Consider the following 14,980-nt stretch of genomic DNA (forward strand, 5'->3'; position numbering starts at 1 on the left):
ACGAATGGGAATCAGCGACATCCTCAGCAGGGTCACAGGTGACAAGCCGATCGTCCTCGAACTGGACATGGCGCGGGCGTCCTGGTGGCCCGACCGTCCAACCCGCTGCAGGCGGTGCAGCTGATCAACTCGCCGACGCTCGGGGGCTCCGCGACCACCTCCGGGTGGCCGCCGACGACGACCGCGTCGTCGGCCTGATCGTGCACGCCGTGCCCTCGGGCACCGCGCTGGCCCACCTCGAGGAGATCGGCGGACTCGTCGAGGAGTTCGGCACCCGCAAGAAGACGATGGCATGGGCCGAGTCGTTCGGCGAACTGGTGCAGGGCCTCAGCTCGTACCACCTGGCCACCGCCGCGCAGGAGATCTGGCTGCAGCCGACCGGGTTGATGTCGATCGAGGGCGTCGAGCTCTCCATGACCCTCTACAAGGGCCTGCTCGCGAAGGTTGGCGTCGTGCCACAGTTCGGGCAGCGCCACGAGTACAAGACCGCCGCCAACACCTACGCCGCCGACGAGATCACCGGGCCGCAGCGGGAGATGACCACCAGGCTCGGCCAGTCGATCGTCGACTCGCTCGTCGGTGACATCGCGCGGCGCAGGGGACTTACCACCGAACAGGTGTGGGAGGCAGTCAACGCCTCGCCGGTCACCCCGGAGCACGCCCTCGAGCTCGGCCTGATCGACCACATCGGCTACCGCGACCAGGCCTACGGGTCGGCCTTGGAGAGGTGGGGCGTCGAGGCCGGGTCGCTCCTGTTCGCGCACCGCTACACCAACAAGGCCGAGCTCGTGAAGCGGCTGCGCGCGAGGCAACCGAAGGTCGCCGTCGTGCAGGTGCGCGGTGGCATCACCACCGGCCGTGGCAACCGGTCCATCGGCGGCGGTGCCTCCGTCGGCTCCGACGTGGTGGATGAGCACCTCCGCGCGGCTCTCCGCGACGACGACGTCAAGGCCGTCGTGCTGGCGGTCGACTCGCCCGGAGGGTCTGCCGTCGCCTCCGACTTCATCCGCCGCTCGGTGCTGAGGCTCCGGGAGGCGGGCAAGCCGGTGGTGGCGCACATGGAGACCGTGGCGGCCTCCGGCGGCTACTACGTGGCGATGCCCGCCGACGAGATCGTGGCCCATGCGACCACGCTCACCGGATCGATCGGCGTGCTCGCGGGCAAGATGGTCACCGAGGGCCTCTACGACAGGCTCGGCCTGCTCCGCGAGACCGTCGAGATCGGCGCGGCGGCCGGCACCTTCTCGTCGGCCCACGAGTTCTCCGACTCCGACTGGGAGCGGCTGAACGTGTTCCTCGACCGCGTCTACCGTGACTTCACGACATTCGCTGCCCAGGACAGGGGCATGGACCTCGACGACCTGGAGAAACTGGCCCGCGGCCGGGTCTGGACCGGGGCCGACGCGCTCGAGCGGGGACTCGTCGACCACATCGGCGGACAGCACCTCGCCGTCGAGCGGGCCTGCGCGCTCGCAGGCCTGCAACGCGACCGGACGCGGCTCACCCACATCGGCGATCCCGGCTTCGTGGCCATGCTGCGACCCGCCAACTCCTCCGAGCAGGCGGTCGGCGGGGCCAACCTCCCCACCCCCGAATCGATGCTCGCGGGCATCGCGGCGGGGCTCGGCATCAACGCCCCGGGGCCCTCACGATGCCCTGGTCGGTGCGCGTCAGGTGAGGCGCACGATTGGGACGACGACCCCTGCGTTCCGTACCATGGGTACGTTTTGGGTCGGTGGGGCAACGAGGAGAGCGCAGTGAAAAGGACCGGGAAGATCGTCCTCGGGTGGTCGGAGGTGCCGTCGTGCTCGTCGGTGGGGCATACGTCGCCTCCTATTTCGTGGCTGGCAGCCAGCTGCCCGCGAAGGCGGAAGTGGCTGGGGTGGCCATCGGCGGGATGAGCACGGAGGAGGCGATCGCGAAGCTGCAGGCCGAACTCGCACCCGCGGTCGACGCCCCCATCAGCGTCAGCGCCGGTGAGCGGTCCATCACCCTGACTCCCGCGGACTCGGGTCTCACCGTCGACTATGAGGCGACCGTCGCCGCAGCCGGCGGTGGCTACAGCTGGAACCCGGTTGAGATCTTCGAGTCGCTCACGGGCGGCGGCCCCGTCGACCTCGTCCGCGTCGTCGACCGTGGCACACTCACCACCGTCCTCGGTGACAATGCGACCACCTTCGCGGTTGACGGTGTCCCCGCCACCGTGGCCTTCGATGGCGAGAAGGTCGTGCGGACCCCCGCCGCGAAGGCGGAGGAACTGAACATCGACGAGACCGCCGACGACGTCTCCTCAGCCTTCGCTGAGGGGAAGGGCAACGTCGAGGCCACTCTCGACGAGTCCGATCCGGCGGTCACCGATGCCATGGTCGATGAGGTCATCGCCACCTTCGCGGCCCCGCTCGTCAGCGGACCCGTGACCCTGACCCACAACGACACCTCCATGGAGATCAGCCCGCCGCCCTGGCCGGGGCGGCCACGTTCGTCGAGGAGGGCGGGAAGGTCGTCGGGAAGCTCGACGCGGACAAGCTGTTCGAGTCGACGGCCGAGGCTCAGAAGTCGCTGAAGTTGAAGGCGGCCAAGGACGCCAGCTTCGCCTTCTCCGGCGGCGCGGTGAAGGTCGTTCCTGCCGTGGTCGGGGAGGAGCTCGACAAGGCGTCGTTCGTCGCCGCGGTCGAGAAGGCGGCCACCGCCACCGGCGAGGCCAGGACCGCGGCCGTCACCGTGACGACCAAGCAGCCGGAGTACACCACCGAGCAGGCCGAATCGCTCGGCGACCTCGTCAAGATCGGCTCGTTCACCACGCAGTACCCGCACGCCGCGTACCGCAACAAGAACCTCGGCAGGGCCGCGGAACTCGTGAACGGGACCGTCCTCATGCCGGACGAGATCTTCTCGCTCAATGACGCTCTCGGCGAACGCACCGCGGCCAACGGGTTCACCGACGGTTACGTGATCAACGGCGGCAGGCTCGTGAAGGAGTCGGGCGGTGGCATCTCGCAGGCCGCGACCACGCTGTACAACGCGGGCTTCTTCGCCGGCTACAAGGACATCGAGCACAAGCCCCACAGCCTCTACTTCGACCGCTACCCGGCGGGCCGCGAGTCGACGATCTACTACGGCTCGCTCGACATGCGCTTCCAGAACGACACGGAGTACCCCGCTGTCATCCGCGGTTACATCAGCCCTTCCAGCAGTGGGAAGAGGGGTTCGCTCGCCTTCGAGATCTGGTCGAAGCCGACCTGGGACAAGGTCACCTCGACCGACATCACCAAGTCCGGCTTCTACTCCGGCACCACCCGCACCATCAAGGGCGACCCGAAGTGTGAGGCGCAGGCACCCATCAAGGGCTTCACCGCCTCCTGGAAGCGCCTCTTCTACAAGGACGGCGTCGTCGTCAGGTCCGAGCCGTACTCCTGGAAGTACAGCGCCGGTGACCGCATCGTCTGCGAGTGAGTGAAGCGGTAAGCTAGCCGACGTCCAGCACCTCTGAAGGAGAAGAACAGTGACGTACATCATCGGTCTGCCATGCGTCGACGTGAAGGATCGGGCCTGCGTCGAGGAATGTCCCGTTGACTGCATCTACGAGGGCAACCGGATGCTGTACATCCATCCTGAGGAGTGCGTCGACTGCGGCGCCTGTGAGCCCGTCTGCCCCGTCGAGGCCATCTACTACGAGGACGACGTCCCCGAGGACCAGGCCCAGTTCTACGACGTGAACGTCCAGTTCTTCGACGAGATCGGTTCGCCCGGCGGTGCCGCGAAGCTCGGCGTCATCGACAAGGATCACCCCGTCGTCGAGGCTCTCCCGCCCCAGGGCGAGTGAGATGGGCCTCAGCTCCCGTCTGCCCGATTTCCCCTGGGACACGCTGAGCGAGGCCAAGCGCACCGCAGCCGCGCACCCCGGCGGCATCATCGACCTGTCCGTCGGTACACCTGTGGACGACACCCCCCAGTTGGCCGTCGACGCGCTCACGGCGCACGGGATTCCCCCGGCTACCCACGGTGTGGGGGCACCTGAGACGCGGCGCGCCATCGCCTCCTATCTTGAGCGCCGTTGGGCCTCCCTCCCGCTGACCGACGAGTCGGTCCTCCCGGTGATCGGCACCAAGGAGATCGTCGGCTGGCTGCCGACCCTGCTCGCCGTCGGACCGGGTGCCTCGGTGGTCTTCCCCGCGTGCGCCTACCCGACCTACGAGGTGGGGGCCCTCACCTCCGGGCGCGCCCCGTCGCGCTGGACGACCCCGCCGCCATCCCCGACGATGCGCGGATCGTGTGGATCAACTCGCCCGCCAATCCGAGCGGCAGGATCCTCGACCTCGCGGAGATGCGTGCCTTCGTGCAGGCCGCCCGCCGCGTCGGCGCGGTGCTGGCAAGCGATGAGTGCTACGGGGAGTTCGCCTGGGAGGCTGAGCCGTACTCCGTGCTCGACCCGAGGGTCAACGACGGCGACCTCACCGGGCTGCTGGCGGTCCACTCACTGTCGAAGCGCTCGAACGCCGCCGGCTACCGCGCCGGTTTCGTCGCCGGAGACCCCGCCGTCGTGCAGGAGCTCGTCGCGGTGCGCAAGCACCTCGGCATGATGGTGCCCCGACCGATCCAGGGAGCCATGATCGCCATGCTCGGCGATCAGGCCCACGTGGAGCTGCAGCGGGACCGATACCTGGCGAGGCGGGCGCGGTTGCGTCCCGCCCTGGAGGCGGCCGGTTTCCGGATCGACCACTCGGAGGGGTCGCTGTACCTGTGGGCCACCCGCGACGAGCCGTGCCGCGAGACCATCGACTGGCTCGCCGGACTCGGGATCCTCGCCGCCCCCGGTGACTTCTACGGACCCGCGGCGGCCCGCCACGTCCGGGTCGCCCTGACGGCCTCCGACGAGCGCATCGCAGAGGCCGCCGCCCGCCTGAGGGCCTGACGGTCGGCGGGCGGCGAGGGCGCTCAGCGGCCCGGGTCATCCCGCCAGCGTGACCGTCGCCGTCCGATCGGCCGCGGGGTGCGCGCGTCGTGCCAGCCCTGCGCGGAACGTTTCCATTCCTGGCCGCCGACCACCACGGACAGCACGCCTGCGTCGTAACTGTTGGCTACGACGTGTTGCGCGGCCGCCCACAGGCTGGTCTCGTCGGCCGCGGTGATGACGAGGGTGGTCCCGTCGGGCCTCGTGGTCACCGTGTCGCCGAAGGCGGCGAGGACCCGCTCGAAGGACGCCGGATCCGAACTCGTCGGGTCGTCGAAGCTCAGGCATGACAGCGACGCCGGTGCCGTGCCGCGCAGGGCGGCGGCGACGGCCCGTGCCTTGGCCTCATGCTTCCGGTACGCCTCAGGATGGCCGCTGCGCTGAACCTTCTGGGCGATGTCGTTGACGTCGGTGGTCTCCCAGTTGTCGAACTTCACCAGCTCCTCGTAGAAGCGGTTCGAGGAGTACCACGGGTCCTGGATCTCCTCCTCGGTACCCCAACCGTAGGAGGGCGCTGCTGGAAGAGCCCGAGCGAGTCACGGTCACCGTAGTCGAGGTTGCGCAGCCCCGACTCCTGGTAGGCCGTCGCGAGGGCCACCACGGCGGCCTGCTCCGGCAGCCCGCGCTCGAGCGACACGGCCACGATGATGGACGCGTTGACCGCCTGCTCACGCGTCAGGGTGGTCGGGTCGGAGCCGGGGACCAGAACCTCGCAACGCTCGGGGTCACCCGCTCGTAGACGTAGCGGTAGGCGCGCCAGCCGCCGTAGCCCAGGGCGCCGAGCAGGATGGCGACGACGAGGGTGATGACGACGGGTCGCCTCATCAGTTCTTGTGCAGATCTGAGTTGAGCGCGACCTTCGAGCCACGGCGGTGCTTCACGACGACCGCGCCGGACTGGGAGTCACGCAGGAACAGCAGGTCGTTCTGGCCTGCCAGTTCGCGGGCCTTGACGATCCCGCCGTCGGTCAGCAGCACCTTGGTGCCCGCCGTGACGTACAGGCCGGCCTCGACGACGCAGTCGTCGCCCAACGGGATCCCGATGCCGGAGTTGGCGCCGAGCAGGCAGCGCTCGCCGAGCGTGATGACGTGCTGGCCTCCGCCCGAGAGGGTGCCCATGATGGAGGCACCGCCGCCGACATCGGTGCCGTCCCCGACGGTGACGCCAGCCGAGATGCGACCCTCGACCATCGAGGTGCCGAGGGTTCCGGCGTTGAAGTTCACGAAGCCCTCGTGCATGACGGTGGTGCCCTCCGCGAGGTGGGCTCCGAGGCGGACACGGTCGGCGTCGGCGATCCGGACGCCGGCGGGCACGAGATAGTCGACCATGCGGGGGAACTTGTCGATCCCGTAGACGGTGAGCTGTTCGCCACGGGCCCGCAGCAGTGTGCGGACGCGGTTCACGTCGGCCACCCGCACCGGGCCGGCGGTGGTCCACGCGTTGTTCGGGAGCACCCCGAAGAGGCCGGTGAGGTTCTGGCCGTGCGGCGCAACGAGACGGGCGCTCAGCAGGTGGAGCCGCAGATAGGCGTCCTCGACGGTGGCGGGTCGGCGTCCAGGTCGATCTCGACCCGCACGATCTTCGTCTGGACCTGCCGGATCTCGTCGACGTACTGGGCCTCGGCAAGCAGCGACGGCGGCTCATCCGTGACCTCGGTGCCGAGGTGGGGCTCGGGAACCAGGCGTCGAGCACGGCGCCGGTGGTGTGGACGGTCGCCAGGCCCAGGCCCAGGCGTTGCGGGTCTCGTTGGTCATGCGGGCAAGTCTAGTGTTTCCGTCAGTCGACGACCTTCGCGGTGGAACGGGGGCAGCGGGAACCCGTCAGGTGAGGACCTTCTCGGCGGCCGCCTCGATGGCCATCTCGACGGCCGACTTGCAGATCGCCTGCGCGGGTGGGATCCAGCCGAGCGATGCGCCGTAGGTGGCGGGGATGGCCGCGATCGCCGACCAGTACTGGGCGCAGAACACGGACAGGTCGACGATCGAGATGATCTTCAGCACGAGGATCGCGGCGCCGATCACGAGCAGGCAGGTGCCGGTGACCTTCGCGGCCTTCGACAGGTTCCGGGAGACGTCGAGCGGGGAGGAATCGCCCTCGAAGTTGGCGCTGAAGGCCTCGCGCGCGGCGCCCTGGTTGTGCTCCAGGACGTGGTCGGCGGCCCTCTGGGTGGTGTCGACCAGTTTCGTCACCGCGTCGGAGAACCGCTGCCACTTCACGGCCCACTCCATGATCTCGGTCTCGCGTCCCTCGGGAAAAGTGAAGCCGATCAGCTGCGTGAACATGGTCAGCGCGCCGGGCAGGTTGATGCTCACCTCAGTAGTCCTTTCCGATGAGGGAGGCCAGCGACGTCGCGGCCTCGGATGTGTCCCGGTAGAGGTCGCCGACCATCCGCAGGGTCTCCGACTGGTCGAGCAGGCCGTCGACGAGGCCGTGGACGATCTGGCGGAAGGCCTCGATGAAGGCGCGGTACAGCTCGTTGGCGAGCCGCCCGACGATGTCGTTGGTGCCGAGCAGCTGGAAGTCGGTCACCGAATCGAGGAGCCTGTCGATCTCATCCTTGATGAACCGGGTGGCCTCCTCGATGATCCCGCCGGCCCTGCGGTACGACTCGGGCGAGAAGACGATGTCGCTCATCGGGCCTCCCGGGCGGCGGTCGACTCCATCATCTCGGTCATCAGGTCGAGATAGTCCGTGAGCGTGCGCTTCGCCTCGCCCGCCACCTCGTCGAGCTGGGTGCGTAGGCTCGCGGGTCGGGGCCTCCTCCCGCATGGCATGCATCAACGCGGTCGCGTGCGCCTCGAGCGCGGCGTTCATCGCGACCCGGATGTCGTCGGCGAGTTCGACGCTAGACCGGCGCATCGAGCGTGGATCGATCGTGATGTCGGTCATCCGGCCGCCCGACACGGTGATCCGTACCAGCGAGTCCTCCGACTCGCCACGGCCCTCCACGGTGGGGATCTGCGGGGTGGGAGGGGCTGTGCGAGTTCCCGGCCGAGGCGGCCGAGGAGTTCTTCGAGTTCGTTCATGGTCCGTCAGGTCCTTACTGGGTGGTGGCCAACACGGCGTCGAACAGGTCGCCGAAGCTCTGGAAACGCAAGACGGTGTGCCAGCCGTAGCGCGACACCGCCTTCCACTGGCGCTCGCCGGTGTCGTAGGCGAACAGCAGGTCGCCCGTCTCGCCCACGAAGCGCAGGGCGGTGTCGACGGAGGCGACGCCGTGGATGAGCCGCTCGTTGGAGTCGAGGAGGCCGGGTAGGAAGCCGCCCGCGTCGTCGCGGTCCCGGAGCCCGAAGATGACGATGCCGTCGAAGTCGAAGCCGTCGCTGACGCGCAGGAGGTCCGCGTAGTCGCCGGGCAGGTCGATCCCGAACTGACGGGTGAAGGCGGGCGGATCTGGTTGAGCCCCGCCTCGGATGCGCCGCCGCGCTGCGGGAAGCCCCGGGCCTCCGCGTGCCGGACCCAGTCGCTCATGGTGCGCATCTCAGGCCACCATCGCGGCGCCGCCGAGCACGATCGTCACCTGGGTGCCTCCGATGGGCAGCGTGATCACCGTGACGCCGCCGCTCTGCGACGAGCGGAGCTGGTCGTTGACGGCGTTGCAGTTGCACTGGGACTGCGCCGTCGTCGGGTGAGCTGGTAGTGCGACGGTGCCGCGGCGGAGGCGGGCACCCGTTCCATCTGGTAGCCGGCCGGCACCCGGCCGTCGCCTGCCTGGCTGACCTGACGCTCGTCCATGCCGGCCCCGCGGAGGACCCCGGATCGGCGGCGCGGAGGGCGTCGGCGCGGGTGGCGCGCTCGTGGCTGGTCCACATCGCCGCGAGACGGGCCTCGAGGCCGGCCGGGTCGTAGGTGGCCGAGGTGCAGGGCAGGCCTCGGTGGTGACGCCGCGGTGCGCGCCGAAGTCGTCGCCGACGATGGCGGTCGCCCCGCGGGGGCCTCGACGGTCCGCGCCTCCCCGGCGCCGCGGTGCGCGCCGGCCGTCTCGCGCGACCGGTCCCGGTCGGGGCGCCCGGCGACGTCGCCGGGCACGGGGAGAGGGCCGGGGTCGCGGACGACCCCGTGTCGATGGTCCTGCGGACCCACTGGACGAGGAACTGGGAGACGAGCCGCGCGAAGATGCCGGTCCCGCCGCTCGGGCCTGAGGTGCTCACGCAGGTGATCCTAGGTAGCGAAGGGGTCCAGCCCGGGCGGTTTGTGACCGCTCTGGGTACCGCTACCTAGATGGGTGCTGAGCCTCCACCGCGCAGCCCCGTGTGACGGCCGTGTTACGGCCGCCCACAAACCGGTGGTTCCGGGGTGCGGGGTCGCCGGGGCACCGTAGGCTCGCTCCCATGACCGGACTGTTCGACGATTATCTGCGGGGTCAGGCCGCCTACGACGAGATGATCGACGGCAACGGGTGAGGCCGGAGCTGCGCTCCGTGGCAGCCGAACTCGAGCGACTCGGCCTTGAGGAGGTACGCACCCGGGCCGAGTATCTGCGGTCGGTCTACATCGACCAGGGCGTCACCTTCGACATCGGAGGCGAGGAGAGCCCTTCCCGCTCGACATCGTGCCGCGGGTGATGCAGGCCGCCGAGTTCGCCCACGTCGAGGCCGGTTGCCGTCAGCGGGTGAGGGCCATGGAGGCGTTCCTCGACGACATCTACACCGAGGGGCGCTGCTTCGTGGAGGGGGCCATCCCCCGCCATGTCGTGGCCTCCTCCCCGCACTTCCACCGGGTGATGGCCGGGCTCTCCACCGCCAACGGCGTGCGGATCCACATCGCGGGGATCGACCTGATCCGCGGCGACGACGGCGTGTACCGCGTGCTCGAGGACAACGTCCGCAGCCCGTCCGGGGTCAGCTACGTGATGACGAACCGGCGCGCCCTCAACTCGGCGCTGCCCGAGGTGGCGGGGAAACACCGGATCCGTCCGGTCGAGGACTACCCGAGCGAGCTTCTGAAGGCGCTGCGCGCGGCGGCGCCGTCCGGCATCTCCGAGCCGACCGTCGTGGTGCTCACCCCGGGCGTCCACAACTCCGCCTACTTCGAGCACGCGCTGCTGGCCCGCATGATGGGAGTGGAACTGGTTGAGGGGCGCGACCTCGTCGCCCACGGCGGTCGCGTGTCGCTGCGCACCACCCGTGGCCTGCGCCCGGTGCACGTGATCTACCGGCGCATCGACGACGAGTTCCTCGATCCGGCCGTTTTCCGCGCCGACTCTCTGCTCGGCTGCGCCGGCCTGCTCAACGCTGCGCGCGCGGGCAACGTCACCATCGCCAACGCCGTCGGAAACGGCGTGGCCGACGACAAGCTCGTCTACACCTACCTGCCTGACCTGATCCGCTTCTACCTTGCCGAGGAGCCGATCCTGGCGCAGGTCGACACGTGGCGCCTCGAGGAGGCGGCGGCGCGCGAGGAGGTGTTCGACCGCCTGCACGAACTGGTCGTCAAGCCCGTCGACGGCTCCGGCGGCAAGGGGATCGTGATCGGACCGCGCGCGTCGCAGGAGCAGCTCGACAAGCTGCGGCGCCAGATCCTCAAGGACGCGCGCGGCTGGATCGCGCAGCCGCTGATCCAGCTCTCCACCGTCCCGACGATGATCGACGGGCAGCTCCGGCCCAGGCACGTCGACCTGCGACCGTTTGTCGTCAACGGCGGTGCTGAGGGATCTACGTGCTCCCCGGCGGGCTCACCCGGGTCGCGCTGCCGGAGGGGAGATGATCGTCAACTCATCCCAGGGGGCGGGTCGAAGGACACCTGGGTGCTCGCCCGCTCCCGACCCACGCCCGGCAGGGCTGAGGTCCGGCCGCAGGCACGCCCCGCCTCGGTGCCCCTGAGCGACCAGATCGTCGACCGGGTGATCCGCCACCAGCACGAGCAGCAACAGCAGTCCGGCAGGGAGGAGGCGCCATGCTGAGCCGCATCGCCGACGCGCTGTTCTGGATCGGCCGGTACCTGGAGAGGGCCGAGGACACCTGCCGCATCGTCGAGGTGCACCTGCACCAGGGCCTCGACGACCCGACGCTCGACAAGACCCAGGCGGCCAACGACCTCCTGCTCCTGATGGGGCTGCCTGCCGAGGAACACCCCGACGTGCTGCAGCGCCTCTGCTACGACGAGACCTCGCCGGTCAGCTTCCTGGCGGCGCTCGGCCACGCCCGGGAGGCCGCACGGCGTGCGCGGGAGACAGTCTCGACGGAGGTGTGGGAGTCGATCAACACCACCTGGCTCGCGGTGCGCGGAGGCCGGCTCCAACGGATGCGCCCTGCCTCGATGTTCAAGTTCGTCCGCGAGCGGTGCGCCGTCATCGCCGGCCTCGCCGACGGCACCATGAGCCACGACGAGGGCTGGCTGTTCCTGACGCTCGGCCGCAGCATCGAACGGATCGACATGACCGCGAGGCTGCTGTCCACGCCGTCGTTCGCCTCGAATTCGCAGCGGGCCTGGGACCACGTGCTCAGCGGCTGCGGCGCGCACCACGCGTTCGTGCAGCGCTACGGGGCGCTCGCCTCCGACCGTGACGCGGCCGAGTTCCTGCTGTTGGACCGGTTGTTCCCGCGCAGCCTCATCTACACGTTGAACTCGGCGGTGACCGCGCTCTCGCAGCTGGGGCCGAGCAACCTGCGGATCCGCCCCGACGACCCGGCGCTGCGGCTGCTGGGCGCCGCGCAGGCCGGGCTGGAGTTCCTGCCGCCCGACGAGTTCCTCCGCGACCTGCCCGCCGAGATGGCGAGGCTCCAGGCCGTCTGCTCCGAGGCCACCCAGGCCATCTCCGAGCGCTACTTCGAGGGCTCCGCCGCCGCGGAGTGGGTTGGGGTGCCTGGTGAGCCAGTACCGCATCGTGCACACGACGGGCTACCGCTACGACGGCGGAGCCACCGACTCCTTCAACGAGGCGAGGCTGACGCCGCTGACATCGCGTCGCCAACTGGTGCTCTCCTCAAGGCTCGACATCAGCCCCGTCGCGTGGACGCACAGCTACCGCGACTACTGGGGCACGTCGGCCGTGGCGTTCGAGGTCCACGAGAGGCACTCCGAGCTGAAGGTCGTCGCGACCTCCACCGTCGACATCCACGAGGTGGAGCGCTCCGAGGAGCCCATCGGCTGGGAGGGCCTCGCCCAGCCCTGGCTGCAGGACCGCTACGGCGAGCTGCTCGCCCAGACCGACTATGTGCGGCCCCACCGTGACGTGCAGCGGATCGCGGACCAGGTGCGCCGCTCCGTGGACACCCGGGCGACGCCGTCGCCGAGCTGACGGCGCGGCTGCGCGGCACCGTCGGCTACGTGCCCGGCGTCACGCAGGTGCACACGCTCGCCTCCGAGGTGTGGGAACACGGGGCTGGCGTCTGCCAGGACATCGCCCATCTCACACTCGGCGGGCTGCGGGCGATGGGCATCCCGGCCAGGTACGTCTCCGGCTACGTCGTGCAGAAGGCCGAACCGGAGATCGGCGAGGTGCTGGTGGGCGAGTCGCACGCCTGGCTGCAGTACTTCGACGGCGAATGGCTCGGCTACGACCCGACGAGTTCGTCGGTACCGCGCGGCACCCACGTGGAGGTCGGGTTCGGTCGCGACTACTCGGACGTGCCTCCGCTCAGGGGCATCTACACCGGTTCCGGCGGATCGGAGATGTACGTCTCGGTCGAGATGACGCGCCTGACCTGAGCCGGGACCGGGGCCGGCGCCGTCCGGCGACTAGGGTTGCCTGCATGACTGAAGTTGGCCGTGACTCCGCCTCCCACGAGCTCGTCTGGGCACCCTGACGACGCCGGTCGACGGCGACGCCGGTTCCGTGGTGCTGCAGCGCTGGCTGCGGGGCGGGGCGTGGTCGCGGGCGTGCGCTCCGTCGACGAGGGGAGCTGCTGTTCCTCGTCGCCGTGGACGGTGACGATGTGCTGGTCGTCGACGGGAGGGGCGCTCACGCCCGGCCCTTCGGTCGATGACCTGGGTGCCGAGCTTGAGGCGGCGGGCCTCGCCGCCGACGTCACGCTGACCCGTGAGGACGACGACCTCGGAGACGACCTCGATCTCGACCTCGAGGTCGAGATCGAGATCGAACTGGGCGCCGACGGCGATGATGTCGACGACGTCGAGTGGCCGGACGAACCGGACTGGGCGACCTGGCGGTTCTCCGCCCAGGGTGAGGGCTGGGCGCACATCGTGGCGGCCGCCAGCCCGGGCCCGGTCACGTCCGCGGTCTGGGCGGCTGGTCCGCCATCGGTGGGATCGACCCTCTGCTGGAGATCGGCGATGTCGACCGCCGCGATCTGCCGGCGGTGATGCTGAGCCTTCCCGTCGAAGGGAGGGGCGTGGCTGGCTGGAGATCCGCTCGGCCCTGCTGGGGCGCGGCGATGCCGCCTACTTCCTCCAGGCCCGCCGGTCACCCGGGTCACGTTCGCGCCCGAGGAGGTGGACGCCTCGGCGGCCGACCTGCTGCGGGTGCTCGCCGACCCGGAGGCCGATGCCTCCTCCGACCTGAACCGCCTGTTGTCCGACCCGACGCTGGCCATTGATGCGGACGCACTGCGCGCGGCGCTGGCCCCGACCGACGACCCGACGCCCGGGTCGGTCGTCGCGGCAGCGGTCGCGATCGGAGTGCCGCCCAGCTCGCGCGCCTTGCGCTGCATGAGACCTCCGGCGTCGCCGCCGCCACCATCCTCGAGGGCGGAAGGGACCATCCCTGTTCGGCCTGCTCGACGGCGGCCTCGCGGGGCTCGCCCCGCGCAACCGCGACCTCAAAGCCGTCGAACGGGCGGGGATGTGGATCACGGAGCGACCCGTCGCGTCCCTTGCGCTGGCCGCCGCCGAGGCTCTCGCCGGCGCGCTGCTCGTCGGGCGCGGGCGGCGTCGGGTCGCGCGACTGGGCGGCGCGCTGCTCATCGTCGACGCCATGGCCGATGCGGCGCTGGCCGGACGGCGCCTGCTGCGGGCCCGCAAGGCCGGTTCCGCCGCCGTCGACGCCCGCTAAGCTGCCGCACATGACCCAACCGCTCGCGGCGCTGCTGCAGGAGATCATCGACGTCGAGTCCGTGTCGGGAAATGAGCGGGCCCTCGCCGACATCGTCGAGCGACGGCTCTCCCGCAACCCCACCTCAGCGTGCACCGCGACGGCGACTGCGTCGTCGCCCGCACCGACCTCGGCCGCCCGAGAGGGTCGTGATCGCCGGCCACCTCGACACCGTCCCCGTGCTGGACAACCTGCCCTCCCGATACGTCACCCGCGACGACGGCGACGTCGTGTGGGGCCGCGGCGCCTGCGACATGAAGGGCGGCGTCGCCGTCATGCTTGCGCTGGCCGACGAACTGGTCGCTCCCAACCGTGACATCACGTGGATCTTCTACGACCACGAGGAGGTCGAGGCGGCCCGCAACGGCCTGGGTCGGCTGGCGCGGAACAGGCCCGAGCTCCTCGTCGCCGACTTCGCCATCCTGATGGAGCCCACGTCGGCCCGCATCGAGGGCGGTTGCCAGGGCACCATCCGGGTCGAGATCGGCACCACCGGCGTCGCGGCGCACAGCGCCCGCGCCTGGATGGGCGTGAACGCCATCCACGACCTCGCACCTGCGCTGGCGACCCTGGCCGCCTACGTCTCGGAGGAGATCGAGGTGGAGGGCCTCGTCTTCCGCGAGGGGCTCAACGCCGTCGGCATCTCCGGTGGGGTCGCCACCAACATGATCCCGCCGGCCGCGAAGCTGACGGTCAACTACCGGTTCGCCCCCGACAAGTCGAGCGCCGAGGCGCTGGAGCGGGTGCGGGGCTGGTTCCCGGGGTTCGACCTCGAGGTCACGGACGTGTCACCGGCGGCCCGTCCGGGGCTCGACCGGCCCGCCGCGATGGCGTTCGTCGACGCCGTGGGCGCCGGTGCCGGGCCGAAGTACGGCTGGACGGACGTCGCGCGGTTCAGCGAGCTCGGCGTGCCCGCGGTCAACTTCGGGCCGGGCGACCCGTCCTACGCCCACCGGGCAGACGAGTTCTGCCCGGTCGCCGACCTCGAGACCTGCGCGGCGGGCCTGCGCCGCTTCCTCGCCTGACAACCCAAGGAGA

17 protein-coding genes and 4 pseudogenes are annotated in these 14,980 nt (G+C 70.3%); 13 read left to right on the top strand and 8 right to left on the bottom strand.

Annotation, left to right across the window (positions count from 1 at the left end):
• Nucleotides 1-164 precede the first annotated feature (164 nt).
• The 5 genes and pseudogenes from sppA (at nt 165) to dapC (ending at nt 4,912) form a co-directional block, all read left to right on the top strand.
• Complete coding sequence (gene sppA, locus G7085_RS16945; RefSeq protein ID WP_197511841.1) at nt 165-1,901, top strand: signal peptide peptidase SppA; 1,737 nt, start codon at nt 165-167, stop codon at nt 1,899-1,901.
• Nucleotides 1,898-2,563 (top strand): peptidoglycan binding domain-containing protein, encoded by a 666-nt coding sequence (locus tag G7085_RS16950; protein ID WP_197511842.1) that lies wholly within the window; start codon nt 1,898-1,900, stop codon nt 2,561-2,563. Before sppA ends, G7085_RS16950 begins: the two co-directional genes overlap by 4 nt.
• Before the next feature lie 2 nt (nt 2,564-2,565).
• Complete coding sequence (locus G7085_RS16955; protein WP_197511843.1) at nt 2,566-3,453, top strand: VanW family protein; 888 nt, start codon at nt 2,566-2,568, stop codon at nt 3,451-3,453.
• 49 nt (nt 3,454-3,502) lie between these two features.
• A complete protein-coding gene (gene fdxA / locus G7085_RS16960) occupies nt 3,503-3,823 on the top strand; it encodes a ferredoxin (RefSeq protein ID WP_197511844.1) in 321 nt (106 codons plus the stop codon).
• Nucleotide 3,824: 1 nt separating this feature from the next.
• Nucleotides 3,825-4,912, top strand: a pseudogene (gene dapC, locus G7085_RS16965) (succinyldiaminopimelate transaminase).
• A gap of 23 nt (nt 4,913-4,935) precedes the next feature.
• Here the strand turns inward: dapC and G7085_RS16970 are convergent.
• The 8 genes and pseudogenes from G7085_RS16970 to G7085_RS17000 form a co-directional block, all read right to left on the bottom strand.
• Nucleotides 4,936-5,388: a hypothetical protein gene (locus G7085_RS16970; RefSeq protein WP_197511845.1), complete on the bottom strand. Its 453-nt coding sequence runs from the start codon at nt 5,386-5,388 to the stop codon at nt 4,936-4,938.
• Entirely contained in the window at nt 5,385-5,594 is a 210-nt protein-coding gene (locus tag G7085_RS16975; RefSeq protein ID WP_197511846.1) for a hypothetical protein, read from the bottom strand. Before G7085_RS16975 ends, G7085_RS16970 begins: the two co-directional genes overlap by 4 nt.
• A 32-nt stretch (nt 5,595-5,626) precedes the next feature.
• Nucleotides 5,627-5,776 carry a hypothetical protein gene (locus G7085_RS16980; protein WP_197511847.1) on the bottom strand — a complete coding sequence of 50 codons (150 nt, stop codon included), beginning with the start codon at nt 5,774-5,776 and terminating at the stop codon, nt 5,627-5,629.
• Nucleotides 5,776-6,682 (bottom strand): annotated as a pseudogene (dapD, locus tag G7085_RS16985) (2,3,4,5-tetrahydropyridine-2,6-dicarboxylate N-succinyltransferase). The gene G7085_RS16980 and the pseudogene dapD overlap by 1 nt, the downstream one beginning before the upstream one ends.
• Nucleotides 6,683-6,771: 89 nt before the next feature.
• The gene (locus G7085_RS16990; protein WP_197511848.1) at nt 6,772-7,263 is read right to left on the bottom strand and encodes a WXG100-like domain-containing protein; all 492 of its coding nucleotides are present in this window, start codon (nt 7,261-7,263) and stop codon (nt 6,772-6,774) included.
• 1 nt (nt 7,264) lies between these two features.
• Nucleotides 7,265-7,900 carry a YbaB/EbfC family nucleoid-associated protein gene (locus G7085_RS35410; RefSeq protein ID WP_408647221.1) on the bottom strand — a complete coding sequence of 212 codons (636 nt, stop codon included), beginning with the start codon at nt 7,898-7,900 and terminating at the stop codon, nt 7,265-7,267.
• Nucleotides 7,901-7,991: 91 nt separating this feature from the next.
• Entirely contained in the window at nt 7,992-8,414 is a 423-nt protein-coding gene (locus tag G7085_RS35415) for a YrhA family protein (protein ID WP_408647222.1), read from the bottom strand.
• Between the two features lie 83 nt (nt 8,415-8,497).
• Entirely contained in the window at nt 8,498-9,034 is a 537-nt protein-coding gene (locus G7085_RS17000) for a hypothetical protein (protein ID WP_197511850.1), read from the bottom strand.
• Between the two features lie 337 nt (nt 9,035-9,371).
• Between G7085_RS17000 and G7085_RS27255 the strand changes: the two genes are divergently transcribed.
• The 8 genes and pseudogenes from G7085_RS27255 (at nt 9,372) to dapE (ending at nt 14,967) form a co-directional block, all read left to right on the top strand.
• On the top strand, nt 9,372-9,515 hold the full coding sequence (locus G7085_RS27255) for a hypothetical protein (protein ID WP_231979642.1): 144 nt from the start codon (nt 9,372-9,374) through the stop codon (nt 9,513-9,515).
• Entirely contained in the window at nt 9,515-10,852 is a 1,338-nt protein-coding gene (locus G7085_RS17005; RefSeq protein ID WP_231980609.1) for a circularly permuted type 2 ATP-grasp protein, read from the top strand. Before G7085_RS27255 ends, G7085_RS17005 begins: the two co-directional genes overlap by 1 nt.
• A pseudogene (locus G7085_RS35420) lies at nt 10,846-11,661 on the top strand (alpha-E domain-containing protein); the annotation flags it as partial. The gene G7085_RS17005 and the pseudogene G7085_RS35420, both read left to right, overlap by 7 nt.
• A 115-nt stretch (nt 11,662-11,776) precedes the next feature.
• The gene (locus tag G7085_RS35425; RefSeq protein WP_408647223.1) at nt 11,777-12,190 is read left to right on the top strand and encodes a transglutaminase N-terminal domain-containing protein; all 414 of its coding nucleotides are present in this window, start codon (nt 11,777-11,779) and stop codon (nt 12,188-12,190) included.
• Nucleotides 12,175-12,600, top strand: a pseudogene (locus tag G7085_RS17020) (transglutaminase-like domain-containing protein); the annotation flags it as partial. The gene G7085_RS35425 and the pseudogene G7085_RS17020, both read left to right, overlap by 16 nt.
• 171 nt (nt 12,601-12,771) lie before the next feature.
• Nucleotides 12,772-13,215, top strand: coding sequence for a hypothetical protein (locus tag G7085_RS17025; protein WP_197511851.1), 444 nt, complete (start codon nt 12,772-12,774; stop codon nt 13,213-13,215).
• Between the two features lie 478 nt (nt 13,216-13,693).
• Nucleotides 13,694-13,903, top strand: coding sequence for a hypothetical protein (locus G7085_RS17030; protein WP_197511852.1), 210 nt, complete (start codon nt 13,694-13,696; stop codon nt 13,901-13,903).
• Nucleotides 13,904-14,091: 188 nt separating this feature from the next.
• The gene (dapE, locus tag G7085_RS17035) at nt 14,092-14,967 is read left to right on the top strand and encodes a succinyl-diaminopimelate desuccinylase (RefSeq protein ID WP_331715752.1); all 876 of its coding nucleotides are present in this window, start codon (nt 14,092-14,094) and stop codon (nt 14,965-14,967) included.
• Nucleotides 14,968-14,980 lie beyond the last annotated feature (13 nt).

Origin of the sequence: Tessaracoccus coleopterorum (assembly GCF_011174705.1) — a bacterium.
GTDB lineage: Bacteria > Actinomycetota > Actinomycetes > Propionibacteriales > Propionibacteriaceae > Arachnia > Arachnia coleopterorum.